The organism is Myxococcus sp. AM011, assembly GCF_013372595.1.
In the GTDB taxonomy this organism is placed as follows: Bacteria; Myxococcota; Myxococcia; order Myxococcales; family Myxococcaceae; genus Myxococcus; species Myxococcus eversor.
Window position 1 is genome coordinate 1 of the sequence record NZ_JABXEM010000126.1, and the last position, 25292, is coordinate 25292.

24 protein-coding genes and 1 pseudogene are annotated in these 25292 nt (G+C 67.9%); 12 read left to right on the plus strand and 13 right to left on the minus strand.

Going from position 1 to position 25292, the window contains the following annotated elements; genetic code table 11:
- Positions 1-167: 167 nt before the first annotated feature.
- The 4 genes from HUW62_RS24965 to HUW62_RS24980 all read right to left on the minus strand — a co-directional run bounded on the left by HUW62_RS24965 (position 168) and on the right by HUW62_RS24980 (position 3035).
- Positions 168-305, minus strand: coding sequence for a hypothetical protein (locus HUW62_RS24965; RefSeq protein WP_163870107.1), 138 nt, complete (start codon positions 303-305; stop codon positions 168-170).
- A gap of 216 nt (positions 306-521) precedes the next feature.
- Positions 522-992, minus strand: a complete 471-nt coding sequence (locus HUW62_RS24970) for an NUDIX hydrolase (protein WP_176435823.1) — start codon at positions 990-992, stop codon at positions 522-524.
- On the minus strand, positions 989-2446 hold the full coding sequence (locus HUW62_RS24975; RefSeq protein ID WP_368670478.1) for a DUF2380 domain-containing protein: 1458 nt from the start codon (positions 2444-2446) through the stop codon (positions 989-991). Before HUW62_RS24975 ends, HUW62_RS24970 begins: the two co-directional genes overlap by 4 nt.
- Before the next feature lie 145 nt (positions 2447-2591).
- Positions 2592-3035 carry a DUF697 domain-containing protein gene (locus HUW62_RS24980; protein WP_163870109.1) on the minus strand — a complete coding sequence of 148 codons (444 nt, stop codon included), beginning with the start codon at positions 3033-3035 and terminating at the stop codon, positions 2592-2594.
- A 118-nt stretch (positions 3036-3153) separates the two neighbouring features.
- Between HUW62_RS24980 and HUW62_RS24985 the strand changes: the two genes are divergently transcribed.
- The gene (locus HUW62_RS24985; RefSeq protein ID WP_163870110.1) at positions 3154-3633 is read left to right on the plus strand and encodes a MarR family winged helix-turn-helix transcriptional regulator; all 480 of its coding nucleotides are present in this window, start codon (positions 3154-3156) and stop codon (positions 3631-3633) included.
- A 12-nt stretch (positions 3634-3645) separates the two neighbouring features.
- Positions 3646-4524, plus strand: coding sequence for a CPBP family intramembrane glutamic endopeptidase (locus HUW62_RS24990; RefSeq protein WP_163870111.1), 879 nt, complete (start codon positions 3646-3648; stop codon positions 4522-4524).
- A gap of 24 nt (positions 4525-4548) precedes the next feature.
- Here HUW62_RS24990 and pip read toward each other — a convergent pair whose 3' ends face one another.
- Positions 4549-5517, minus strand: coding sequence for a prolyl aminopeptidase (pip, locus tag HUW62_RS24995; RefSeq protein ID WP_163870112.1), 969 nt, complete (start codon positions 5515-5517; stop codon positions 4549-4551).
- Positions 5518-5768: 251 nt separating this feature from the next.
- Here pip and HUW62_RS25000 point away from each other — a divergent pair, with 251 nt between their 5' ends.
- Positions 5769-5960, plus strand: coding sequence for a hypothetical protein (locus tag HUW62_RS25000; RefSeq protein WP_163870113.1), 192 nt, complete (start codon positions 5769-5771; stop codon positions 5958-5960).
- Positions 5961-6177: 217 nt separating this feature from the next.
- Here the strand turns inward: HUW62_RS25000 and HUW62_RS25005 are convergent, their stop codons facing one another.
- On the minus strand, positions 6178-7392 hold the full coding sequence (locus HUW62_RS25005; RefSeq protein WP_176435824.1) for a small ribosomal subunit Rsm22 family protein: 1215 nt from the start codon (positions 7390-7392) through the stop codon (positions 6178-6180).
- 124 nt (positions 7393-7516) lie between these two features.
- On the opposite strand from HUW62_RS25005, the gene HUW62_RS25010 reads away from it, so the two are divergent.
- The 4 genes from HUW62_RS25010 to HUW62_RS25025 all read left to right on the plus strand — a co-directional run bounded on the left by HUW62_RS25010 (position 7517) and on the right by HUW62_RS25025 (position 12517).
- Positions 7517-8524 carry an ATP-binding cassette domain-containing protein gene (locus HUW62_RS25010; protein WP_163870189.1) on the plus strand — a complete coding sequence of 336 codons (1008 nt, stop codon included), beginning with the start codon at positions 7517-7519 and terminating at the stop codon, positions 8522-8524.
- Positions 8521-9327 (plus strand): ABC-2 family transporter protein, encoded by an 807-nt coding sequence (locus HUW62_RS25015; protein ID WP_176435825.1) that lies wholly within the window; start codon positions 8521-8523, stop codon positions 9325-9327. Before HUW62_RS25010 ends, HUW62_RS25015 begins: the two co-directional genes overlap by 4 nt.
- 4 nt (positions 9328-9331) lie before the next feature.
- A complete protein-coding gene (locus HUW62_RS25020) occupies positions 9332-10135 on the plus strand; it encodes an ABC transporter permease (protein WP_176435826.1) in 804 nt (267 codons plus the stop codon).
- A 354-nt stretch (positions 10136-10489) separates the two neighbouring features.
- The gene (locus HUW62_RS25025) at positions 10490-12517 is read left to right on the plus strand and encodes a kelch repeat-containing protein (protein WP_240357077.1); all 2028 of its coding nucleotides are present in this window, start codon (positions 10490-10492) and stop codon (positions 12515-12517) included.
- 52 nt (positions 12518-12569) lie between these two features.
- Here the strand turns inward: HUW62_RS25025 and HUW62_RS25030 are convergent, their stop codons facing one another.
- The 5 genes and pseudogenes from HUW62_RS25030 to HUW62_RS25050 form a co-directional block, all read right to left on the minus strand.
- A complete protein-coding gene (locus HUW62_RS25030; protein ID WP_176435828.1) occupies positions 12570-13304 on the minus strand; it encodes a double-CXXCG motif protein in 735 nt (244 codons plus the stop codon).
- Positions 13305-13317: 13 nt separating this feature from the next.
- Positions 13318-13985: pseudogene (locus HUW62_RS25035) on the minus strand (TIGR02269 family lipoprotein).
- Positions 13986-14021: 36 nt separating this feature from the next.
- Positions 14022-14309: an addiction module protein gene (locus tag HUW62_RS25040; RefSeq protein ID WP_240357078.1), complete on the minus strand. Its 288-nt coding sequence runs from the start codon at positions 14307-14309 to the stop codon at positions 14022-14024.
- Between the two features lie 61 nt (positions 14310-14370).
- Positions 14371-15273, minus strand: coding sequence for a helix-hairpin-helix domain-containing protein (locus HUW62_RS25045; protein ID WP_176435829.1), 903 nt, complete (start codon positions 15271-15273; stop codon positions 14371-14373).
- 81 nt (positions 15274-15354) lie between these two features.
- On the minus strand, positions 15355-15750 hold the full coding sequence (locus HUW62_RS25050) for a RidA family protein (protein WP_176435830.1): 396 nt from the start codon (positions 15748-15750) through the stop codon (positions 15355-15357).
- A 116-nt stretch (positions 15751-15866) separates the two neighbouring features.
- On the opposite strand from HUW62_RS25050, the gene HUW62_RS25055 reads away from it, so the two are divergent.
- The 3 genes from HUW62_RS25055 (at position 15867) to HUW62_RS25065 (ending at position 21999) form a co-directional block, all read left to right on the plus strand.
- On the plus strand, positions 15867-17495 hold the full coding sequence (locus tag HUW62_RS25055) for a peptide chain release factor 3 (protein ID WP_163870123.1): 1629 nt from the start codon (positions 15867-15869) through the stop codon (positions 17493-17495).
- Between the two features lie 196 nt (positions 17496-17691).
- Positions 17692-20121, plus strand: a complete 2430-nt coding sequence (locus HUW62_RS25060) for a hypothetical protein (RefSeq protein ID WP_176435831.1) — start codon at positions 17692-17694, stop codon at positions 20119-20121.
- A 24-nt stretch (positions 20122-20145) separates the two neighbouring features.
- A complete protein-coding gene (locus tag HUW62_RS25065; protein WP_176435832.1) occupies positions 20146-21999 on the plus strand; it encodes a HEAT repeat domain-containing protein in 1854 nt (617 codons plus the stop codon).
- A 6-nt stretch (positions 22000-22005) separates the two neighbouring features.
- Here HUW62_RS25065 and HUW62_RS25070 read toward each other — a convergent pair whose 3' ends face one another.
- Positions 22006-22548: a hypothetical protein gene (locus tag HUW62_RS25070; protein WP_163870126.1), complete on the minus strand. Its 543-nt coding sequence runs from the start codon at positions 22546-22548 to the stop codon at positions 22006-22008.
- Between the two features lie 68 nt (positions 22549-22616).
- Between HUW62_RS25070 and HUW62_RS25075 the strand changes: the two genes are divergently transcribed.
- Positions 22617-24110, plus strand: a complete 1494-nt coding sequence (locus tag HUW62_RS25075; RefSeq protein ID WP_176435833.1) for a carboxypeptidase M32 — start codon at positions 22617-22619, stop codon at positions 24108-24110.
- An 88-nt stretch (positions 24111-24198) separates the two neighbouring features.
- Here HUW62_RS25075 and HUW62_RS25080 read toward each other — a convergent pair whose 3' ends face one another.
- Positions 24199-24555 (minus strand): hypothetical protein, encoded by a 357-nt coding sequence (locus HUW62_RS25080; RefSeq protein ID WP_176435834.1) that lies wholly within the window; start codon positions 24553-24555, stop codon positions 24199-24201.
- A gap of 94 nt (positions 24556-24649) precedes the next feature.
- On the opposite strand from HUW62_RS25080, the gene HUW62_RS25085 reads away from it, so the two are divergent.
- Positions 24650-25291 (plus strand): class I SAM-dependent methyltransferase, encoded by a 642-nt coding sequence (locus HUW62_RS25085; RefSeq protein WP_176435835.1) that lies wholly within the window; start codon positions 24650-24652, stop codon positions 25289-25291.
- Position 25292 lies beyond the last annotated feature (1 nt).

A 25292-nucleotide genomic window follows, 5' to 3' on the forward strand; every position in this document is an offset into this window, starting at 1 on the left:
TGGGGGCCCCTGGCCGCGGAGGGGGTGGTGACGGTGACCGCGCTCGTGGGGCTCGCCATCATCGTCCACTTCCGGAGGGACGAGGTGGCGCGGGAGGTGGGTGGGACGTTGCCTCCGGAGGTTGCTGTATCCGGTTCCTGATGGGAGGGCGTCAGCGTTCGGGTGTCCTATGTGATGAGGAGCCTGGGTGCAGCAGGGGCCAGCTTCTGCCAGACCCGCTCCGTCATGGTGTCGGACTGGTACTGGCCTCGCCACTTGTCACTGCACTTCTCGGCAATCTGACTCTTGATGTGCGAATGCAGCATGGCGGCCCCCGTGGCTTCGGTTCAGTCGTATGGGGGATCCAATCTGGTTGCGCAAGGGCTGGCAAGGGTCACCGTTGGCGCATTCGAGTTCAGGACCGACACCGTCTTGAGTCAAATACAGTCCGGGTCGGACAGGTCTGGAGTGACGAGATGGTGGTCGATTCGCGCCATGCTGTCTTTGAGTACGCTGTCCTCCCGCTCCGTGGACTATGGCGTTCATGCTTCGTCGTCGGGAAGGAGCAGCCGGAGAAGCTCGTCATCAGGTCTGAGTGGACGCCAGCCGGGCGGCGGTGGATTGGTGCGAAGTGCTGCCCTCGCCTGCCTGACCCGCTCCTTGTGAGTATCAGGGGTGTCGGCAGACCAGCCACCGAGCACTTTGGCTACCTGGAAACGAGTCTCGTCGTCCATCATGGCTGGCCAGCCCCTGGGAAAGGTTTCGGACAACTCGCGCACGAGCACGTCGCGTACAAAACGTGTGACCTGCTTGCGCTGCTCCGCCTCGGCGAGTAGCCCGCTCATGACCTGGACGCCCGCGACATCGTCCTTCCCAAGTTCCTCGGCAAGCTGATTCAGCGGAATGGCAGGGCGCGCCTCGGCAAAGGCGGTGAGAGAGTCGTAACCGCGCTCGCGGACCCGCTCGTACAGACGGGCCTTCCAGTTCCCTTGCCACGAACGCCCGTCGGTCATCGACTTCGCCCCTTCGTGAACTTCGCAGGGATGTCGTAGCGCTTCATGCGAGCCGCGACAATGTTCAGGACCTGATTCCGCGTCAACATGCGTCCAGCTTCCACCTCGGCTTCACGCAGTGCCTCCATGATCATCCGATTCCACTCATGAGGCCATGTGCGACCGAGCTTCCAGTTGCCGCCTCCATGAATGGCCTCATGGTGTGACTTCTCCATCCGGACACAGAAATGGTCGATGTCCATGGGGCCCTTGAATCCGCGCCGCTCGAACCACTCGCGATGCTCTTGCGGCATGACGTGGTGCTTGGGTGCCTCGGACATGCCCGACCCGGCTTTGCCCGTCGCGTGCATGCCGCGCACCTCGGGACTGTCGCCCAATGCTTCGCGTACGCCCTTCGGCAAGTCCCGGTGCGACTGCGCCATCAGCACTTGTCCGGCGTGGATGCGGACCGCCGCGCTAGCGACCGGCATGGAGATGACTCCTGCCTGTACGAGACGTCGCATCATCTCCACCCACTCCGCGGAGACGACCAGATGTGAACCCGCCATCACTCCACCTGGACTCATCACGATTCGCGCGCCCAACAGGACAGGCCCAGCGGGTGGCAGCCGGGGAAGTGACACGCGCAGCGTCGAAACCAGGGCCACCATCTCGATGGACTGTGCCGCCGCGATGACTTGCCCAGTTCGCTCCATTGCCAAGCGCGCACCCTCGCGAATGGCGTGGAACTCCTGGGTCAGCTGCCCCATCAACTCGGGCATCGCAGCCGCCGTGGCCTCCACGCGCCCTGGCTCCAGAGAGGAGAGCGCCGTCATCGCCGGCTCCAGCCGCTTCTGTACGCGCTCCATGTCAACGAGCAACTGCTCCACGCTGTAGTAAGGGCACTGCTGGAGCACGGCGTTGGCGAGCTGGAGGAAGTCGAACCAGGACGCCAACAACATAGCGCCCGCCATGGCCGCCTGCAGGCGAGGCCCTGCAATCCTGAGAAGACCCACCGCCATGTCCGGGTCGTCCACCGAGCCGGAGACCTCCACGAGCGTGGCCGTTCCTCGGAGTGCACCACGAAGCCAGGGAAGCTGGTTCGAGCCGTAGTCGAAGTAACCGGAGAAGAGGTCGGCGTTTCGACCAAGGTCCAGCGTGTGTCCGGCGAGCTTGGGGAGATCACTGGCGAGCCTCTCCGTGGAGCTCTTCACTTCGTCCGCCGCCTCCGTGACGGCTTGACGCGTCTGTGCGGCTCGCAGCCGTCCGTCCGCGATGGCTTCCGCATCAATCTCACGATGACGCCGGCTTGGTTCCGGCGCGTCGGACTGACGACCGATGGAGTCCGCCAGACCGTCCCGTGGAGGCTCCAGCAGCGAGGCGCCTCGCTGCGACTGGCGCAGGGTCCTTCCCGCGCCGGACGCGGGCGACTGGGTGGCACAGCCTGTCACCAGCATCACCAGGCTCAACAGCACGGCGTTCGCACGCAGGGCCCACCCCCAGCTCCGCCCATGAGCGGCTGGCGAGTCCTCATTCCACAGCAGGAGAGGGCGGTTTCAAACACCGAAGGCATCCACGAGGAAATGCCCGCGGGTCGTGGACCCGAGTCCCGTGCCTCGGCTACTTCTTGACGCCGAGCTGGGAGAGCGCCGCCTTCACCCAGTCCTTGATGGACATGGTGTCGAACGGAATCGCCTCTCGGCCCGGATACTTCTTCTCGAAGTACGTCACCGCCGCCACGCCCATGGCGAACGCCGTGCCTCCACTGGCCGCGCCCTTGAGCAACCAGCCCGCGACGGGAATCCAGCCCACCGTCTCTCCGACGATGCTGCTGGCCGCCTTGCGCGCGACGATGCCCGCACCCAACGTGGGCACCAGGCCGAGCGCCTCACCCAGGCTCAGCTTCTCTCCGTAGATGCCAGCCACGTGGTAGATCATGTACGCCTCGATGGCGGACGTGAGCGCCGTGTGCGCGCCCGGCACCGGGATGGGAATCGCGGCGGCACCCGCGGCGCGCAGGGCGCTCTCCTCGACCCAGCTTCGCGCGGCCTTCTCTGCGGACATGGATGTTCTCCCAGGCAGTCGTTCGCACCCACCTTAAGGACTCCGGCTTCGCTCCGAAAGAGGGCGCGACACGGCCAGTCACTTGTGGCCGTTTTATATCAGCGCTTATATATCCCTCATGCACCGGGGCCTTGGAACGCAGTTGCGGCACCTGATTGAGCTTCTGGATGGCGCGGTTGGCCGGGCCTATGAGGAAGAGGGCCTGGCCTATCGGCCTCGCTACACGCCCTTGGTGCGGGCGCTGATGCAGCACGAGCCGCTGACCATCGGCCAACTGGCGGAGGCTGCCGGGCTCACCCAGCCCGCGACGACGCAGACGCTGGCGTTGATGCTCAAGGAGGGGCTGGTGCTCGCGGAGCCGGGACCGGTGGATGGGCGCCAGCGATGGATTCGCCTCAGTCCCTCGGGACGCGCGCTGCTCCCTCGCCTCCAGTCGTGCTGGAAGGCCACCGCGAGCGCCGCCGCCAATCTGGATGCGGAGCTTCCGGCACCGCTGTCCGAGGTGCTCGACCGCGCCATCCAGGCGCTCGAGAAGAAGTCCTTCGACGAACGCATCGCCGCCGCGCGCGGGCGGCAATCAAAGCGCCGTGGCACGTAGGAATGACATCCCATGAAAACCATCTTCATCGACAGTGAGCGGCGTTGGCGCAACGGCTGGAAGGCGCTGGGCTCCATCGCGTTGAGCGTGGCCTTCGCGGCGGCGTTCCTCTTCCTCCAGCGCCAACTGCCCCTGGTGTGGCGACAAGTCCTCCCATCGCCGCTCTGCGCCTTCTTCGGAGTCCTCATCTCGAGCTGGCTGAGCCTCCGCCTCGAAGGCGAGCGCTTGTCCTCCCTGGGGGTTCTCCCAGCACGGCGCACGGGCCGCGACTTCGGGTTCGGGCTCGTGAGTGGCGTGGTGCTGGTGTTGGTGGTGGCCGTCCTCCTCTTCGCGCTGGATGGATTTCATCTGGTGCGAGCCGAGCAAAACGGGGTGGGTGTGCTCCTCAAGGCCGCCTGGCTCATGCTCTGGGTGGCCCTGTTCGAGGAGACGCTGTTCCACGGCTACGCCTTCCAGCGCGCCATCCGGGGGATGGGGCCCGCCTGGACGCAGCTCGTGTTCGCGGTTGTCTTCTGTCTGGCCCATTCCTACCCCGACATGGCCGGAGGGCCGCTCGCGGTGGCGATGACCAACACCTTCCTGGCCGGTCTGCTGTTGGGGCTTTGCTACCTGCGGACGGGCGGACTCGCGCTTCCCGTGGGCGTGCACCTGGGCTGGAACGGGACGCTGGCCCTGCTGGGCTTCGGCGTGAGCGGTGAGGAATCGAAGGGCGCGTGGACGCCTGTCTTCCACGACCTGCCTCAATGGCTCGCCGGAGGCCGCTATGGCCTGGAGGCCTCCGTCATCAGCCTCGTCGTGCTGGGCCTGTTCATCCTGGCCCTGGCGCGCTGGAAGGGCGCGCGTCAGAGCGAGGTACCCACCTCACCGCCGGCGGGTTTGGTTCAGCCATGAGACGGAGGTTCGAGCCCGGCGCGCTCAGCGTGGACGGAACCGGTCCGTGGCTTCCACCAGCGCGGACGTGGTGCCCGGCTCGTTCGCCGAGTGCCCCGCATCCGGAACGATGACCAGCTCCGCCTCTGGCCACGCCTGGTGCAGCGCCCACGCGCTCTCCAGCGGGCACACCACGTCGTAGCGCCCCTGGACGATGACCGCGGGGAGATGACGGATGCGCGGCACGTCGTCGAGCAACTGAGTGTCCGTGCGCAGGAACCCACGGTTCATGAAGTAGTGGCACTCGATGCGCGCGAAGGCGAGGGCGAAGTCATCCCCGCTGTTGCGCGCCACCAGCTCCGGGTTGGGATGCAGGTAGCTGGTCCGCGCCTCCCACACGCTCCACGCCCGCGCGGCCTCATGTCGCGTCGCCGCGTCCGCGCTCGTCAGGCGCCGGTGATACGCGCCGAGCAAGTCATGTCGCTCCGCTGGAGGAATGGGGGCGAGGTAGTGCTCCCATGCGTCCGGGAACAGGGCGCTCGCGCCGCGCTGGTAGAACCAGTCCAGCTCCTGCTTGCGCAAGAGGAAGATGCCGCGCAGCACCAGCTCCGTGACGCGCTCCGGATGCGTCTGCGCGTAGGCCAGTGACAGCGTGCTGCCCCAGGAGCCGCCGAAGAGCTGCCAGCGCTCGATGCCCAGGTGCTCGCGCAGCCGCTCCATGTCCGCGACCAGGTCCCAGGTGGTGTTCTCCTCCATGCTCGCGTGCGGCGTGCTCCGGCCACAGCCCCGCTGGTCGAAGAGGATGATTCGATAGGCCGCCGGGTCGAAGAACCGCCGCTGCTTGGCGTCCGTGCCTCCACCTGGTCCGCCGTGGACGAAGACCACGGGCTTGCCCTTCGGATTGCCACACTCCTCGAAGTACAGCTCGTGGAGCATGGAGACCCGCAAGCGGCCGATGCGGTAGGGCTGCAGTGAGGGATACAGCGTCCGCGACGGCGAGGACGGAACGGACATGCGCCTTCCAGGACAGCGAGAGAGTTGCTCACGCTAGCAGACCGCTTCCTTCGCGCTGGCCCGCACGCACCTCACAGTCCGGAGGTGTTCGCGTGTCCTCTTGCCTGGGGTGGGGACTGTCGGGCAGGGCACACGCCGCACGCCACCGTGGCCCCCGAACACGATGTGACGGCGATGTTGCCCAGGCTCAACGTGGAGGTTGCGGGAGGGGTGGATGCTGCTTCGCGTCTCCCCACACCCCGGAGCGTTCCATGAATCTCGCTTCCCTGATGAACCCCCCTCGGAAGAACGAAGAGAAGGCCGCGCCCCGTCGTCTCGCGCTGGTCCGCATCCAGGCCACCGTTCTGGCTCAGGGCGCGGTGAGCGCGGCGAAGGACAGCGTGAAGTCCTTCCGCCACATGCGCGACGTGCTCACCGGAGCATACTCTCAAGCCCGCGCCTGAGCGGGGCGCCACCGCGCGACTCACGATTCGCGCGAGGCATCGAGCACCGCTGCCAGCCTCGCGCGACTCGTGGTTCATGCGCGGCATCAAGGGTCACCTCGCGCACCTCAGGGGGAGCGTGGAGGCGCAGGTCGCGGGCCGCTGTTGAGCCCGCGAGTCTCACCATCACGTGGAGGCACCGTGTCGCGGCCGTGTCGGAGCCAGCGACTCCTCCAGGTCAGGAGGGCGCGTCCGGGCTCGGGCTGGTTCCCGGGCTCGTGGGCGCGTCCTCCTTTGGAGGCGGCGGTGGCACGCCCTTGCCCGCGGGCGCCACCATCCTCACCTCGGAGACATCGCTCAGCGCCAGACCGTCGCCCTTGGGCTCCGTCTCCGTCACCGCGATGACGTCACCCCGGTGCAACTGGAGGAACCGCTCGTTCTTCTCGTTGCGGTGACGCTCCTGCATCGCCAGGCCCACGCGGCCCTCCGGCCCGCAGCCGATGTAGCGGTGGCGTCCCTTGCCCTCCAGCGGCTCGGAGACGATGCGGAACAGCCGACCCGGCGGCGGCTCCGGCCACTCCTCGCCCTTGGGCGCGAGCACCAGGTAGCTCATCTTCAGCGCTTCCTTGTGAAGGCTCGCCGCTCGCGCCAGTTCTTCCACGACGCGAGGCATGGGCCAGGGCCGCTCCGCGTGGCACCAGTCGGTCTCCTTCACCAGCGCCGGACACGCACCCCGGTACATGCACGGCGCGCGCACCGCGTAGCCTCGCGCCACCATCGCGTCGCGCACGTGCAAGAGGCCCCGGCTCGTCTCCCGCAACGCGGGCTCCATCACCAGCAGGCTGCCGCCGCGCTTCACCTTCGCCAGCGCCGCCTCGAGCAGCGCCGCCCGGGGCGTCGTCGCGCTGTCCCCCGTGCCGTACAGCTCGTTGATGACGTGGCCCATCGTAATCAGGTCGTACTGCCCCTCTGGCAGCACGGCGGCCTTCTTCGTCGGGTCCCACTCCCGGGTGGCGAGCGCCTCGCCGGCCTCCGTCGCCAGCGCGCGCGCCAGGTTGAGCGCGGCCTTGCTGCGGTCCGCCGCCGTGACTTCCTTCCCACCCGCGTCCAGCGCCGCGAAGGCCACCGGACCCGGGCCGCTGCCCAAGTCGAGCACCTGCCGGGGCCGGTTCGGCAGCTCCCCGAGCACCTGCCGGGCCTGCGCGTAGGAGACCGGCCAGTAGAAGAGCAGGTAGGCGCCCAACAGCTTCGGGTCGTCCATGTAACGCGCCCCGGCGAGCTGACGCTCCCGCGTCAAACCCATCGAGAGCTGGCGCACGCCGGCGCCCACTTCCTTCACTTCCTGGGGCGTCAGTCGCCCCTCCGGCCCATCACCTTTACCGCGTGACGCGCGCCACACCGCGATGAGCCGCGGCATCCACCGCTCCAGGTCCTTGCTGTATCCGTTGCTCATCCCGCCAAGCCTTCGACCGAGGGGCCGCTCCCGGAAGCCGCCCATGTCAACCCGTTGTCACCCCGCCACTTGCTCAACTCCACGGTCGCCTCCCGGGGACGTCCGCGTTAAACCCTTGTCGCACATGATCTCCGTCCACGGGCTGCGCAAGCACTACAAAGTCCACAAGCGCCCGCCAGGCCTCAAGGCGGCCCTCCGCTCGCTCTTCCATCGCACCTACACCTCCGTGAAGGCGGTGGACGGCATCTCCTTCGACATCCGTCCGGGCGAGCGCGTGGGCTTCCTGGGCCCCAATGGCGCCGGCAAGACGACGACGCTCAAGGTCCTCTCCGGCCTCCTGCACCCCTCCGAGGGTGAGGTCCGAGTGGACGGGCACGTGCCGCGCCTGCGCGAGGAGGCGTTCCTCAAGAAAATCATGCTCGTCATGGGGCAGAAGCAGCAGCTCCTGTGGGACTTGCCTCCGGCGGAGACCTTCGAGCTCAACCGCGCCATCTACGACGTGCCCACGCTGCAATACAAGCAGACGTTGGACGAGTTGGTGGGGCTGCTGGAGATTGGCGACCTCATCGGCAAGCCGACGCGCCAGCTCTCCCTGGGCGAGCGGATGAAGTGCGAGCTGGCCGCGGCCCTCATCCACCGGCCCCGCGTGCTCTTCCTGGACGAGCCCACCATCGGCCTGGACGTGTCCATGCAGGCCACCATGCGCACGTTCATCAAGGACTACAACGAGAAGTACGGCGCCACCCTCATCCTCACCAGCCACTACATGGACGACGTGGCGGCCCTCTGCCCGCGCGTCATCGTCATCGACAAGGGCCTGTTGTCCTACGACGGCAGTCTGGAGGCGCTGGTGCAGCGCGTGCGCCCGGAGAAGCGCGTGGTGCTGCGGCTGTCTGAAGTGGTGGACGCCTCGCGCCTGGAGTCCCTGGGCAAGCTGGTGACGCACGAGGCGGGCACCGCGGTGCTCCAGGTGAAGCAGGACGCGGTCAACGCCACCATCTCCCGCGCGCTGTCCGGGCTGCCGGTGACGGATTTGACCGTGGAGAACGCGCCGCTGGAAGAGGTCATGAGCGAGCTCTTCGCGGAGAACAAGGCCCGCAGGCTGCAGACCGCGGAGTCGGTGCCGGCATGAATGCCCGAGGTCTGATGCGGGCCCTGCCCACCATGCTGCGCGTGAGCTTCGCGGAGTCGGTGGCCTACCGGGCGGAGATGTTCGTCTGGGTGCTGTCCACCACCATGCCGCTGGTCAACATGGTGTTGTGGATGGCGGTGGCCAAGAGCGCCCCGGTGGGCCACTTCGGCCAGGCCGACTTCGTGGGCTACTTCCTGGCCACCTTCGCGGTGCGCCAGCTCACCAGCGCGTGGGCCGCGTGGCTCATCAACTGGGAGGTGAAGCAGGGCACGCTGGCGATGCGCCTCTTGCGTCCCATCTCCCCTCTATGGGGCTACGCGTCCGACAACGTGGCGGGCTTTCCCATGCGCGTCGTGGTGGCCCTGCCCGTGGTGCTCCTGAGCATCGCGCTGGTGGGCGCGCACAAGGCGGTGCCTCAGCACGCGTGGCAGTGGGGGCTGTTCCTCGTCGCGGTATTGGGAGGCTGGGCCATCACCTTCCTGGCCAACGTGGCCATCGGCGCGCTGAGCCTCTTCCTCGACAGCAGCCAGAAGATGATGGAGGTGTGGATGGTCCTCTTCTTCGTCTGCTCCGGCTACATGTACCCGGTGGAGTTCCTCCCGGATGGGCTGCGCACCGTCATCGACTGGCTTCCGTTCCGCTACCAGATGGGGCTGCCGGTGGAGTTGATGACGAACGCGCATGACCTGCCCACCGCGCTGGGCCTGGTGGCGAGGCAGTGGGCGTGGGTGCTGGGGATGGGCGCGCTCGCGGTGGGGCTCTGGAAGCAGGGCGTGAAGCGCTTCGCGGCGTTCGGAGGGTAGGGGCATGGTGCGGCGATATCTGCGACTGCTGACAGTGCAGCTCAAGGCGTCCGGCCTCCAGGCGCTCCAGTACCGGGCGGACTTCTTCACCGACGGCTTCACGTCGCTGTGCTGGGTCTTCACCGCGCTGGCGCCGCTGTTCGTCGTCTACGGTCGGCAGCCGGAAGTCGAAGGCTGGAGCTTCGGCGAGGCGCTGCTCGTCGTGGGCTGGTTCACCCTGCTGCAGGGCATCCTCGAGGGCGCCATCAACCCCAGCCTCACCGGCGTGGTGGAGCACATCCGCAAGGGCACGCTGGACTTCGTGCTGCTCAAGCCCGCGGACGCGCAGTTCCTCGTGTCCACGCAGCGCTTCCTTCCGTGGCGCGCCTTCAACGTGCTCACCGGTCTGGGCCTCTTCATCTACGCCTTCATGCTCCTGGGGCGCGGGCCTTCCCCGCTGGGACTCCTGACGTCGCTCTTGCTGCTGGGCACCAGCACGGTGCTCCTGTACTCGCTGTGGATATTGACGGTGAGCGCCGCGTTCTTCGTCGTCCGGGTGGACAACCTCACGTACCTCTTCACGTCCATCTTCGACTTCGCGCGGTGGCCCTCGTCCGTGTTCAAGGGCGTGGCGAAGGGGGCGCTGACGCTCGTCTTCACGTACGTGATTCCCCTGGCCCTGATGACCACCTTCCCCGCGGAGGCCATGCTGGGCCGGCTGCCGGTGGTGTCGCTGGTGGGCGCGGTGGTGGGCTCGGCCGTCTTCGCGTGGGTGGCGCGGCGCGTCTGGATTCGCTCCATCGGCCACTACACCTCGGCCAGCAGCTAATCCCTCTCACGTCATCCGAGCCTTGCGGGCCATCGAGCGCTTGCTGACTCAGTGGTGGGGTGTATCAACCCCACCTGTTTCAGCCGGTGTCGACGTAATTTTTCAGATGCCGAATTGGCCTCCTTCCTCGGGGCTGGGGTAAGGGCCGCTGCGTGCGGCTCGTCAGGCGCACACCCCCCCGAAGGGAAAGGACCCCCACCCATGAATCGATGTATCGGGCTCGGCCGCCTGGCCGCGCTTGTGACGGCGCTCGTCCTGGCGGGATGCTCACACGAGGAATTTGCAGAACCGTCAAACACGGAAAGCACTGCGGGCTTGGATGCGGCGACCCAGGGTTGGACGCCCACGCCGAGCATGTCGCTCCAACGGATGGACCACACCGCGACGCTGCTGCGCACCGGCAACGTGCTGGTGGTGGGCGGACAGTCCTCGGCGAACGCGGAGCTGTATGACTCGAAGGGCGTGCGCTGGTTGTCTGGAGGCACGCTGGGGGCCGCGCGGCGCAGACACACCGCGACGCTCCTGAACAACGGCAAGGTGCTCGTCGCGGGCGGCGACTCCGGCGCGTCTCCCACGGGCACCGCCGAGCTGTATGACTCCACCACGGGGACCTGGGCGGCGACGGGGAGCCTGGACACGCTGCGCTCCGGACACACGGCGACGTTGCTGTCGAACGGGAAGGTGCTGGTGGTGGGCGGAGAGAACGGCGGGGGCACGGGGCTGTCCACCGCGCGGCTCTACGACTCGGCGACCGGGACGTGGGCCTCCACGGGCGGGCTGCGCAGGCCGCGCGTGGGGCACTCGGCGACGCTGCTGGGCAATGGGCGGGTGATGGTCACCGGAGGGCGCGTCGGGCCTCGGGGTGAGTTCGTCACGGACGTGGAGCTGTATGAGCCGAGCACCGGACTGTGGAGCCAGGTGGCGGGCCTGCTCACCGCGCGCGCGGGGCACAGCGCGACGCGGCTGTTGTCCGGCAAGGTGCTGGTGGCGGGCGGCTTCCTCGACGAGTTCACCGCCTCGCGGACCTCGGAGCTGTATGACCCCAGCGCTGGCACCTGGGCTCCGGTGGCGCAGTTGCTGCCGGGCGAGCGGGCGCAGCACACGGCGACGCTGCTGCACTCGGGCGAGGTGCTCGTGACGGGCGGCACGGACGGCAACAGTCCGTATCTGCAGACCGCGACCATCTTCGACCCGACGCTTGCTCGCTGGAGCGCGACGCCGCCGATGAGCGCGAGCCGGCTGGGACACACGGCCACGCTGCTCCTCCAGGGCGAGGTGTTCGTCACGGGAGGCAGCGCGGACGGCACGCAGGGGGCCTCCTCGGCGGAGCGGTTCTCGGTGCCCACGCCGCCCTGGCGCCCCACGGCGACCCTGTCGGCGGCGCGATATCATCACTCGGTGACGCTGCTCGACTCCGGCAAGGTGCTCGTGGCGGGAGGGACGAGCACCGGGAGCAGCGGCCTGTCGGGCGCGGAGCTGTATGACGAGCACCTGGTGACGTGGACGCAGACGGGGAGCCTCGTCACGCCGCGCTTCCTGCATGGGGCGGCGGAGCTGCCCTCGGGCAACGTGCTGGTGGCGGGAGGGCAGGGCACCTCCTCGGCGTACCTGTCATCCGCGGAGGTGTATGACCTGGCCACCGGGCAGTGGAGCAGCACCGGGGCGATGGCGGGGAATCGCTCGCGGCACACCACCACATTGCTGGACTCCGGGCAGGTGCTGGTGACGGGCGGACGGATGTCCTCCAGCTTCAGCAGCATCCTCGCCACCGCGGAGCTGTATGACCCGCCCTCCGGGACGTGGCGCGCCACGGGCACGATGAGCGTGCGTCGCGTCAACCACACCGCGACGATGTTGCTGTCCGGCAAGGTGCTGGTGGTGGGCGGCACCACGCCGTCGGGAGACACGGCGACCGCCGAGCTCTACGACATGCACACGGGCCAGTGGACGCAGACGGGCTCCATGGCGGGCACGCGCTATGGGCACATCGCGGTGGCGTTGCCGGGTGGCAAGGTGCTGGTGGCCGGCGGCTGGGGGCTGGGCGGCGCGCTGGCCACGGCCGAGATTTATGACCCGGCCCAAGGGGGGTGGACGACGGTGGCGCCGATGACGAGCAGTCGCTACGGGGCGCTGGCCTCCGTGTTGTCCTCGGGCCGCGTGCTGGTGCTGGGCGGGGATGCCGGGGCCGCCACGGGCCTCTTGTCGACGACGGAGGTGTTCGACCCGGCGCTCGGCCAGTGGTCGTCCGCGGGCACCATGTCCAACGCGCTGTCGAGCGCCACGGTGACCCGGCTGGCCATCTCCGGACGGGTGCTCGTCGCGGGAGGCCTGGGGACGAGTGGCGCGCTGTCCTCCGCGGAGCTGTACACACCCGCGCCCTGACGTCAGGGCTCCTTCCGCCCGCGTCCCGATGTGGACGCGGGCGGGAGGGGTATCAACTCACGGCGGAGCGGACGGGCAGCTCCTGGAAGGCGATGCCTGGGAGTTCCAGGTGGCGCACTGCCTCCATGAGGCGCTGAGTGCCGATGAGCATCGTCGCGAAGTTTCCGACCCGGAACAGGTCCACGTCCCAGGGCATGGAGTCCGCATCGAGGACGGGCGCATCGGGTCGCGAGAACGCGAAGCGACCACAGGTCGGGCAGGGCGGGGGTACGTTCGGCGGAACGCAGTCAGGATGGAGTCGACCTCGCGGTTCGATTTGGAGGTCGAGCAGCTCGGGCGCGGTCTTCTGGCGGAACCGGAGCTCCGTCCGACAGCCTGTCAATCCACGGAGGCCCTGCGCCTGGAGTTGCTCCAGTGTGTCGCGACGCACGAGCAGAATCGAAGAGCCCTGCCAGGTGAACGGGCCGAAAGCCCCCGAGGCTTGGCCCACTCTGGGGCCAAACTCAGTGCCAGGTGGCAGCTCCGAATTCGCTGGGGCCAGGGGACGCACCAGGGCCCGCAGACGCGCGAATTCGGTGAAGGGCTCGGGACGGGGCTGCTCGAAAAGAGCGTGCTCGGGCAGCGAGGACAGGTCCACGCAAGGATAGTGGTGACCCCACGAGCTCCAGGTCACGCCGCACTCCGGGCACTTCGCACCGGGAAGGGCCCACTTGAGAGCCCCGTCGAACGAGCCGTTGAAGGCTCTCGTCGCGGCCTCGTCCTCCCGCAGCCAGAAGTACCGAGTCATGTGTTCAAAGCCCTCACGCGCCAGGGCGAGAATAGTAGGGCTGAACGGGGCCACCGATGAGCTGGAATCGGTGGATGAGTTCGCCTGCGTGTTTGTAGATGTCCTCGGGACTCGCGCTCTGATTCAGGTCTCGATACTGGCGCCAGGCCTTGTTCCAAGGGCCCCACGACCGTCATTCCCATGAATGCGACGATGGAGGTCACGAGGGGTGGGCATCGTGTAGTCGTGGATCTTCACGCCCTGTCGCTCGAACCATCTCGCGAGGTCCTCTGCCTGGGGAAAGATGTGGTGCTTCTCCCAGCGCCCTGGCGTGAGCTGGTGCGTATGTGGAATGACGCGTTCGGGTGCGCCATTCCAGTTCGGGAAGACCATGACGGCCCCGCGAGGGAGTCCCTGGCGACCACCCCAGTTCCTGCGAGGGCCACTGCCTGGTGCGGCAGCGGCGGCAGGAGGACGTGCCGGAGGAAAGCGCACGTGCTCAATTTCGCTGGGCAGGTCCTCGCAACGGTAGAGGCCACACAGGTCATCCGAACACAGGACCGTGACGCAGCGGTCCTCCTCGGGGCGCGCGCACTCCACCTCGGCTTCATCCCAAGCGCGATGAATCGGGTGCTGTGCAGCGGAAGCGCAGCCCAGCACGAGGACGACCCATAATAGCCAGAGCCCTCGAGGAATTCGCATGCGCCGCGAAGCCTAGCATTCAGAGTTGCCGGAGTTTTACGTGCAGTTGCGGGTGGGCTTCCTCGTGATGAGCGGCGGATGCTCTACGCGTCGCTGCTTCAGGCGAGTGGCAAGCTGACGCTCCACGTCCTCCCAGGGGACTGTCTCGACACGGCCTTCACGGATGTCCGTGGCGCGACGCTCCAGCTCTTGCGACCACTCTGAACCGGAGTCCTCCCGCGCGGGCGCCTCATCGAGACTGAGCAGCAGCTTGTGCGCGACTTCGGCGCGCTCCTCGGGTGGGAGGCTCAAGATGCTGGTGAGCAACTCATCCTTGGTGGCCATGAGGTGAAGCCTACTCGCCGCCATTGGCTTCGGGGACTGTTGTCGACCTGATGTCCCTGCTTCACGCCCCCGGCTGAGGCGCCTCCGCCTCCTCGGACTCCACGCCGTAATACGCCAGGCACTCCGTCTCGCGGCCTCTGACGACCCGTCGACCGTCCAGCGGTCCACCGTGCGCGGTGACGATGGTGCACTGTCCCTCGTCACCTTCCTGGTCGAAGTACAGCACCACCCAGTCGTGCGTCGCGTTCTGCTGATGCGCCATCGCCGTGTTGGAGAACAGCGCCCGGACGTTCCACCCGTCCAGCTTGCGCCGCATCACCGGCAACCACGCCTCACCCGAGGGATTGAACCGCCGGGGCGCGATGGTCCGCAGCGCTCCCGCGTCCGCCTTCCGGCGGTACTCCTCGTCCACCTGAAGCAATACCCCCACCTCCGGCCGAGGCCCCTCGTCCTGACTCGCGCTTTTGCGCGCCGCGCCCCGCCGGTTGCGCCCCAGCCGCGCCTCGAGCAAGTCGCGCACCTGCTGCCCGCGTCGCGGTCCGAAGCCCTCCACCGCTTCGAGCCTGCCGTCGTGCGCCGCCTGCTCCAGTTCCTCCAACGAGCGCACCCCCAGCTCCTCGTGAATCCGCCGCGCCAGCTCCGGTCCGATGCCCGGCACACTGGCGAGCAGCTGCTCGGGCGAGGACTCATCCTCCAGGCGCTGCAACAACCCGAGCTGCCCCGTGCGCACCAGCTCCGCCACCGCCGCGGCGATGCTCTTGCCCACCCCAGGCAGCTCCCGCAGCCCCGCCTCGCCCTTCGAAGCCAAGAGCTCCGCGACGGACTCCGGCCACTCGCCAATCGTCCCAGCCGCCTTGCGGTAGGCCGAAATCCGGAAGGGCATCGCGTCCTGCTCCTCCAGCAGGTCCGCCACCCGTTCCAAAGCATCCGCGATGCCGATGTTGTCCTTCCATTCGACGCCCATGGCTCCTTCCAACTTGGAGCGTCAGGCCCATGACGACCACCCCGGCACCACCCACCGGACAAGCAGGCGAGCGCCAATCCCTCAGGGTGCGTCCGCGACGATGGCGTCCGCCTCGATTTCCACCAGCATCTCCGGGGAGATGAGCTTGCTCACCTCCACCATCGACGTCACCGGACGGATGCTGGCGAAGAACTCCCCGTGCGCCCGGCCCACCTCTTCCCAGCGAGAGATGTCCGTGACGTACATCCGCGTGCGCACCACGTCCTTCAGGCCCGCCCCCACCGCCTGGAGCGCGGACTCGATGTTCCGCAGCGCCTGGGCTGCCTGCAGGTAGGCATCCCCCGCCCCGACGACCTGACCCGAGGCGTCCGTGGCCGTCGTCCCCGAAACCGAGACGAAGGGCCCCACCCGCACCGCGCGCGAGTAGCCCACACGGGGCTCCCAGGGGGTACCCGTGGAGTGAAGGGTCCGCTGCATGGCTGCCTCCGAAGGCGAGAAAGTGTGCGCGGACCCTCCCACGAGCCCCGGCCGGACCGCCAGGGGCTCCTTGCTGGCTGCAAGGAAACACGGCCCGTGGTAGTTGGCCCCGGGTCATGACGAACGAGCTCGACAGGGAGGTCGCCCGGCGGCGCACCTTCGCGATCATCTCCCACCCCGACGCGGGCAAGACGACGCTGACGGAGAAGCTGCTGCTGTACGGCGGCGCCATCCATCTGGCCGGCAGCGTCAAGGCCAAGCGCGCGCGGCGCCACGCCACCAGCGACTGGATGGAGCTGGAGAAGGAGCGCGGCATCTCCGTCACCTCGTCCGTCCTCCAGTTCGTGTACCGGGACCACGCCGTCAACCTGCTGGACACCCCGGGCCACCAGGACTTCTCCGAGGACACCTACCGCACCCTCGCCGCGGCCGACGCGGCGGTGATGCTCATCGACGCCGCCAAGGGCGTCGAGCCCCAGACGAAGAAGCTCTTCAAGGTGTGCCGCCTGCGCGGCATCCCCATCTTCACCTTCGTCAACAAGCTGGACCGCTACGGCCGCGAGCCGCTGGAGCTCATGAACGAGCTGGAGCAGGTGCTCGGCATCCGCTCCTACCCGATGAACTGGCCCATCGGCATGGGGCCGGAGTTCCGCGGCGTCTATGACCGGCAGGCCCGCGTCGTCCACGTCTTCTCCGCCGAGGGCTCCCACGGCGAGTCGGAAGTCGGCGAGCGCTCGGTCTCCATCGACTCCGAAGACATCAAGTCCGTGCTCACCGAGTCGGAGCTGGCCAAGCTCCACGAGGATATCGAACTGCTCGATATCGGCGGTGACGAGTTCACCCGCGAGAAGAGCGACTCGGGCCAGTTGACGCCCATGTTCTTCGGCAGCGCGATGACGAACTTCGGCGTGCGCCCGTTCCTCGACGCCTTCCTGGACCTGGCCCCCGCGCCCACCTCGCGTCAGACGACGACGCAGGGCCCGCGCGAGCCCAACAACCCCAAGTTCGCCGGCTTCGTGTTCAAGATTCAGGCGAACATGGACCCCTCCCACAGAGACCGCATCGCCTTCATGCGCGTGGTGAGCGGCCGGTACGTGAAGGGCATGAGCGCGTTCCACTCGCGGCTGGGCAAGGAAGTGCGCCTGGCCAAGCCGAGCCAGTTCATGGCCGCCGAGCGCACCGCGATTGAAGACGCCTGGCCCGGAGACGTCATCGGCCTGTTCGACCCGGGGCAGTACCGCATCGGCGACACGCTCGCCGAGGGCACCGACGTGGAGTTCGAGGGCGTGCCGCGCTTCAGCCCCGAGTACTTCGCCGTGGTGCGCTCCAAGGACCCGCTGCGCCGCAAGCAGATGGAGAAGGGCCTGGAGCAGCTCTCCGAAGAGGGCACCGTCCAGATATTCCAGCAGCTCAGCATGGGCATGAAGGACCCGATTGTCGGCGTGGTGGGCGCCCTCCAGTTCGAGGTCCTCCAGTACCGGCTCGAGCACGAGTACGGGGCGAAGATTGCCCTGGACCGGCTGCCCTTCAGCCACGCGCGCTGGGTGGTGGGGCCCAACTTCGACCCCAAGTCCTTCGACTGGGAAGGCAACCGTCAGACGGTGCAGGACCGCGACGGCCTGCCGCTGGTCCTCTTCCGCGACGACTGGGCCCTCCAGCACGCCGAGGACAAACACCCGGACCTGAAGTTCCTCAATGAGGCGCCCATGCTTCGCAAGCTGGCGCCCATCGCCACCGGCAGCTGAAGCGCGGCAACGAGGCGATTCTTGAGCTGTGACAAGACGCCGCCGGGCGCACCCAGGGGAGGTCTGACTCGACTCCTCCGTGCTCCCAGGCGGCGCGCGCTCGAACCGCCTTTGAAAATCCCGGAATAATTCGGCAGCGCAGAAAACGACTGAGCCGCGTTGGAAGGACAACCCTTTCAATCCGAAAGAGACAGTCATGTCATTGCTGCGTCGCCGCCTCGCGGAGAATCTTTCCGCGTTGGGTCTTGTCGTGTCCGCCGTTCCTGCCTTCGCCGCGCTCCCACCCATCACCCCCATCCCCAACCTGTGTTCGAGCTACACCGCGACCCTGGCGGACTGCCAGAACCCTGTCTCGCTTTGTGCGAAAGTGGCTCGCGACGCGGCGGAGACCAATCCCAATGCAATCTGTAACACGCTCATCAAGAACGCGGCGACCAGCGCGGCGGGGGGGATGGGCCAGCGCACGGTGATGGTGCCTCCCACGCTGAACGCGGCGGGGCAGGTCGTCGCTCCGGATGCCGCCACGAAGTCCGTGGCCTTCCTGAAGGATGATGCCAACGCCCTGAGCCTCAGTGGCCTGTCGGGCTTCTATCTGGGGACGGTGCATCGGGCCCAGGCCTACTTCCCGGCCACGACGCCGTTCGCGTCCCGGGTGAAGCTCAGCCGCTCCCAGCAACGCACGGGCTGGGAGAACAGTGGCAACGTCATCAACTCATGCGCCGAGTACGTCTTCGAGAAGTACTACGATTACAGCGTCTTCGAGGATGCCATTGCCGCGGCGGGGACCGACTACCGCGCCATCTATAACATCGCGTACGGCGTCGCCCTGAATGGCAACCCCGTTCCGGTGTCAGCCATTGGCACGCGAGGAATCTCCAGCCCGACTCAGCGGGGCAGGGATGCCACGGCCTTCCAGCCGTCCATCACCTTCCCCACGGGGCTGCCCAAGAACGAGTTCTTCACGGTGCCGGCGAACGTGCAGGGCAAGGTCATCATCAACCAGGGCACCGAGGACAAGGCGGCCGCCATGCCGGGCGTCCGGGGTGCGGCCATCATCACCCTGAAGAATTCGGGCCGGCTGATGAACCTCTACGGCACCGTGCTCCCCACGGCCATGCGTACCACCCTCAACCAGGGCGCCAGCTACTACAACGAGAGCTGGAGCTGGCACAAATCCATGGGCCAGCGAAACGCGGCCGTGCTGGACGAGGAGATGTACTCGCTGGAGCGCATGAAGTCGGACTTCGCCGCGCTGCTCCGGCAGCGGCAGCAGCTGGTCTCCACCATCCAGTCCGAGGTTGGCAATCAATACCGGCCGCTCCCCGGGACGTTGCAGGCTGGCGCGGCGCAGGGTGCCATGTTGGACGACGAGGACCCGGTGAACCCGCTGGTGGGCATGGCCTATTCGCTGGTGGCGCTGGATGCCGCCATCGAAGCGGCGCTGCTCACGGCGCAGTCGCGCGGCTGCCTCGCCTTCCAGAGCGCCACCGCTCCCGCGCCGTGTGACTGGTCTCCCAAGCGCTTTGCCCAGCGGGTGTTGAACCTGTATCAGACGCCCCGTGAGCAGGCCTTCCAGAAGTGCGTGGACTACACCAACGACGACTTCGCGGCGCTCAAGAGCAAGGCCCTGGTGATTGCTGGCAAGGTGAACTACCCCGCGCAGGACTACACGACGCGGCCCTCCGTGCTGGAGACCTACTTCCCGCGACGGGATGCCTATCTCAATGCCCTGTCCGCGGCGACGGGCGCGGTGAGGGATCCCTACACGGCGGCTCTTCGCATGAAGTGGGAGGCGGGTGACAGCTACAGCCTGGGGGATGAGACGTTCGGCGCCACCGCCGACTACCAGGTGTCCACCGAAATCAAGAACGTGACAGCGAGTGACTGCGCCATGTCCCCGGAGGTGTACGGGCGCTTCGACGCCACCGGCCGCGCGTTCAGCACGAGCGTCCAACTGGTCCACGCGGAGGCGAGGATCTCCGACACCCGCGCCGATGTCGACCTGGACGTCCTCGACAACACCATCCCCGTGTTGGATGTGCACAGGGACCTGGTCGCAGGTCAGTTCAACCTGGTGTCGGGCTCGAAGTCGAAGTCCGCGACCCTGGTGGATGTGGAGACGACGTTCGTCATCGTCGTCGTGCCCGTCACGCTGGGCGCCAAGGTGGCGGGCGTGGTGGGGCTCGACTACAGCGTGGGCGGCGAGCACAAGGTGACTCCCATCGGGTCCACCGGGTGCCGGGTGAACTCCATCAGCCTCGCGGGGAAGATTGAGCCCTATGCGAAGGTGGACGGAGAGCTGTACGCGGGCGTCGACCTGTTCATCGTCCAGGCGGGCGTCAAGGGCAAGCTCCAGCTCGTGCATGCCTCCGTCCCCATCGAGGCCACGGTCGGCCTGAACTACGGCGCGAACGGTGCTTCCGCCTTCACGCTCGGGATGGCGGGCAAGGCCGACCTCAAGTTCACGTTCCTCTCCGGGAGCATCGCCGCCTATCTGGAGGTGGGCATCTGGCCCCTCGAGGAGGAGTTCGAGGCGACCATCGTGAGCTGGGACGGCATCCACGACGATGTGAAGCTGTTCGACAAGAACGTCTCCGTGCTGGTCGCCGACCTGCGCGCGCTTTAATCACAGTCACGACGGGAGACGCCCATGAACACGCGAAAGACTCTCATCGGTGGTGCCGTGCTGGCACTGCTCCTCTGCACAGCCGCCTGGTTGGGTTTGGGTCATGAGCCCATGGCGTCTCCCGTCGCAGTGCCCTTCCAGTTCCGCTTCCCGCAGGGGCGGAGCTGGACGTATCGCCTGGACTACACGGCAGACAGCCGAGTCCAGCTCTCTGGCCAGGGGAAGCAAGCCTCCCTGGCCGGTGAGGTCCACCTCACGGGGGACCTGGTGCTTCGTGGCCATGGCGCGCGGGGCGCCGTGCAGCGGGTGGGCCTGCGCCTGGAGAGCCTGAGCCAGCACTCGCTGAAGGTCCTCGGGCAGGAGCTGCTCCCGGATGCCTCCTCCGTGGACGCGGTGTTCCTGGGCCGGGAGGCCCTGCTGGAGATGGATTCGGATGGCGTCGTGCGCGCGGTGTCCTTCCGCGAGGATGACCCGTCGCTGTTCAAGAACACCGTGCAGTCGCTGGTGGGCGAGCTCCAGGTGGTGCTCCGTGAGGGGGCCACTTGGACGGTGGAGGAGCCGACCTCGCGGGGCCGCGCCCGGACGGAGTACTCGCGGCGGGACGAGGATGCGGAGGGGGTGCGGCTCCTCAAGCGCCGCGTGGAGTACGTGGAGCTTCGAGGCCTGGGGCAGGGCGGCACGGTGAGGCTCGACTCGAGCTTCGAAGCGGACGTGGCTCGCGAGGGCGTGCTGGAGCGCGTCGACGGAGAGGAGACGGTGGAGCGCCTCGGGACGGACGGCACCGTGTCCGCGGCCTCGCACGTCCGGGTGAGCCTGGTCCGGGGCGCCACGGGCCACTTCGAGGCCGACAAGGCTCCGGTGGCCGTCGCGGTGCTCCAGCGCCTGACGCCAGGCACCATGGTCGTGGACCCGAAGGTGCGGGCGCGGATGTTGACGCAGCAGGTGGACGGCATGACGGCTGAGCGCCTCTTCACGCTGCTCGAACAGTTCGCCAACGTCGGCACGCTGCCGGACCACAACCACTTCCTGCTCCAGGCCACGGGCCTCTTGGAGCAGCAGCCGGAGCTGTGCGCGCGGCTGGTGGAGCTCTTCCGGCGGCCGACGCTCCAGGTGAAGGGCCGCGCGCTGCTGTTGGACTTGCTGGCGGGGACGGGCACTCCCGAGGCGCAGGCCGCGCTCGTCCAGGCGTTGTCCTCACGGGAGGCCACCGGGGATGCGCGGTACGGCATGCTGCTCGGCCGGCTGTCGCTGGTGAGCAACCCCACCTCGGACACGGTGCGCTTCGCGGAGAAGACCTACGCGTCCACCGAGGGCGAGCCGCGCGTCGCCAGCACGTACGCGCTGGGCTCGACGGCCGGGGCGCTCTACCGGCAGGAGAAGTCACCCGAGGCGTGGGCGGCGGTGCGGCGACTGGCCGAGGACCTCCGCGCGTCGAAGGCCCCTGAAGAGCAGGCCCACCTCTTGATGGCGCTGGGCAACGCGGGTGTCGTAGAGCAGGCCGACGTCATCGCGGGCTACGCGAGCGCGACGAGCCCCGAGGTGCGTCGGGCCTCCGCCAAGGCGCTGCGGAAGATAGCGACGCCGGAGGCCACCATGACCTTGCTGTCTTTGGCGGCGGACACCCAGCAGCCCGTGCAGGCCACGGCGATGGAGTCCCTGGGCCGGCGCCCGCTGGATACGGGGCTGTTGATGGACCTGCGGGACCTGGCGCTGAACGGCGGCGTGAAGGTGGAGAACTACCACGTGTTCGTGTCGCTGGTGGCCCCCTACCTGGAATCGGAGCCGGACGTGGTGCGTGAGCTGCTGAGTCACCTGCTCACGCAGGATGTCCGGGACCGGCAAGTGCTCACGCGCATCCGGGGCCTGCTGGGGACCTGAGACGCGCTACTTGTAGACGTTCACCGTGCCGCCCCGGAACGCGGAGTCGCGCAGGACGAGGCCTTCCTTGTAGAGGCGGGCCGTCTTGGGGCCGACGAAGAAGTCCTTCGGCTGGCCGCGACGGAACGTCTTCTTCACGTGCTCCTCGATGTCCATGAACAGGCGCCGGAAGCGGTCCGGCGCCGCGTTCTTCCGGCCCGTCTGCGCGGTGATGTCCAGCTCCGCCCAGAGCTTGCCGCTGAGGAGTTCACCTTCCTCGTTGGTGCGGCAGCGCTCCAGGAAGATGACGGGGGAGCGCACCTCGTCCACGCGCCAGTAGCCCTTGTCCGGGCCGCGCTTCATCTTGTCGACGATGGCGGGGCCCAAGTCGCTGGCCACCAGGTACATCTCCTCCTCGGGCAGCCGCTCCATGTTGTCCTGATGGGCGCGGAACGTCGTCCAGTCCGCTGGAACGCGCCGGGGGTACACCTCCAGCACGAAGCGCTCCAGGAAGCGGAAGAAGGCGAGCTCGTCGTCGGGAGTCATGAAGAACTGAAGGACATTGGCCATTGCCCGGCCCTCATATCCTTGTGCTCCTCCCCGCGAAAGCCCGGGGTGAGGCGGGTTATAGAGACTTCATGGATACCTGGCTGCTTTCCCGGATGCAGGAGCTGAAGGACCTCCAGGGGCTCATCGGCCTCGCCACGTGGGACCAGGAGACGTACCTGCCCGCCAAGGCCGGCTCCGCTCGCGCCCACCAGCTCTCCACCCTGCAGGGCATCCACCATGAGCGCCTGGTGGACCCTCGGCTGGGGGACGCGCTCGCCAAGGCGGCGACCGAGGCGGGTCTGACGGACGACGAGCGCGCCATGGTCTCGGTCCTCCAGCGCGAGCGGGAGCGCGAGGTGTGTGTGCCCGCCGCCCTCGTCCGTGCCCTGGCCGAGGCCCAGAGCCATGGCCTCCAGGCGTGGCGCGAGGCTCGAAAGGAGCGCCGCTTCGCCCGCTTCCAGCCCGCCCTCCAGCGCCTCCTGGAGCTGCGCCGCGAGCAGGCGGATGCGTACGGCCATGAGGGCGAGCGCTACGACGCCTTGCTGGAAGGCTACGAGCCCGGCATGCGCGTCTCCCGGCTCACGCCGGTGCTGACCACGCTGCGCGAGCAGCTCATCCCCATGGTGGGCAAGCTCACGGGCGCGAAGCGACAGGTGCCGGCCCTCTTCGACGGGCGGCGCTTCGACAAGGACGCGCAGTTTCGCTTCACGCTGCGGCTGCTGGCGGACCTGGGCTTCGACCTGGAAGCGGGACGACAGGATTTGAGCATCCATCCCTTCACCGGGGGCACGCACCCGCTCGACGTGCGGCTCACGACGCATGTCGATGAGTCGAACCCGCTGCCCGCCATCTTCAGCACCATCCACGAGGCGGGGCACGGTCTGTTCGAGCAGGGCTTCGCGCCCGAGCACCACCGCACGCCGCTGGCGGCCTCGCCCTCCATGGGGCTGCATGAGTCGCAGTCACGGCTCTGGGAGAACATGGTGGGACGAGGGCGTCCCTTCTGGGAGCACTACTTCCCGCTGCTTCGAGAGAGCTTCCCCGACGCGCTGGCGCAGGTGGACCTGGATGCGTTCCACACCGTCGTCAACGACGTGCGCCCGTCGCTCATCCGCACCGAGTCCGACGAGGTGACGTACAACCTCCACATCGCCGTGCGCTACGAGCTGGAGCTGTTGCTGATTCGCGACGAGCTGCCGCTCGCGGACCTGCCCGCCGCGTGGAACGAGCGGATGGAGCGCTACCTCGGCGTCACCCCGCCCGACGACACGCAGGGCGTGCTCCAGGACATCCATTGGGCCTGGGGCGAGCTGGGCTACTTCCCGACGTACTCGCTGGGCAACCTCTACTCGGCCTCGCTCTACCGCGTCGCCGCGCGGGAGCTGGCGGACCTCGACGGACGGCTTCGTCAGGGGAAGATGCTGCCGCTGCGCGACTGGCTGCGTGAGCGCATCCACCGCCAGGGCTTCCGTCTGCCGGCGGAGGCGCGGGTGCGCGAGGTGACGGGACAGGGGCTCACCGACGCGGACTTCCTCGGGTACCTGCGCGAGAAGTACGGCGCGCTCTACGGCGTGACGCTCTGAGCTGCTCTGGAGACGCGGGCGCTCGGGCCCGGCGCAAGAACGAGTGGGCACGAGCGGAGCCAGCCGCTCGCCCTTGAATCAGCGCCGCTCAGAACGAGAACAGGAGCGGGTGGCAGGCACGGGCCAGCCGCAGTGCGTCCTTCGCCAGCGTGTATGAGCCTGGATCATCCGCGTCCAGCCAGGCCGTGCGCGCGACCAGGCTGCTCAACTCGAAGCACAGGCTGGTGGTGCGCCGTGACAGGCGACTGTCCTTGCGCAGCGCGCGCACGTTGAGCTCGCACAGCTCCGCGCACTGCCGCAGCACGCGCACGGAGGCGCTGCTCAACGGCTCTCCCTGCGCCACCAGCCGCGCCATTCCCGCCTCGCAGGACACCTGGCACTGGAGGCTTGCCTCAATGCAGCGCGACACGTCCGCGCGAGCACCACCCAGCCTGGCTCCCGTCATCGCTCGCACCTCCGAACCGCTAACCAGGGTATGCACGCCGAGCAGGGGAGCAACTGGAAGTGGGGCATGGGATGCCAGATGTTAAACGGTCACCATGCCCAAGCTCACGCTCGTCCCTGACGAAATCGAAGAATACGCTCGCACGCACACCGCGGCACCCGCGCGACTCTTCGAGGAACTCAAGGACATCACCCAGGCACGCACGTCTTCTCCGGGTATGCAGGTCGGGCCCGTGGAAGGCGCCTTCCTGAGAATGCTCGTCTCGCTCACCAGTGCGAAACGCGTCCTGGAAATCGGGACCTTCACGGGATACTCGGCGTTGATGATGGCGGACGGGCTCCCCGACGACGGAGAGCTCATCACCTGTGACATCAATCCGGAGACGGCCGAGATTGCCCGCGACTTCTTCGCGCGCAGTCCGAATGGTCGGAAAATCCAGCTCCGACTCGGGCCTGCCCTGGAAACCGTGAAGACGTTGCGGGGCCCGTTCGACCTGGTCTTCATCGACGCGGACAAGGGGAACTACAGCGCCTACTGGGACGCGGTGGTGCCGCTGGTGCGTCCCGGTGGGTTGCTCGTCGCGGACAACGTGCTGTGGTCCGGGCGCGTGCTGAGCCCGGAGTCCGCGCAGGACCACGCGGTGGTGGCCTTCAACGCGAAGGTCGTCGCGGATGCGCGCGTGGAGCCGGTGCTGCTGACGGTGCGCGACGGGATGATGCTCGCGCGCAAGCGCTGAC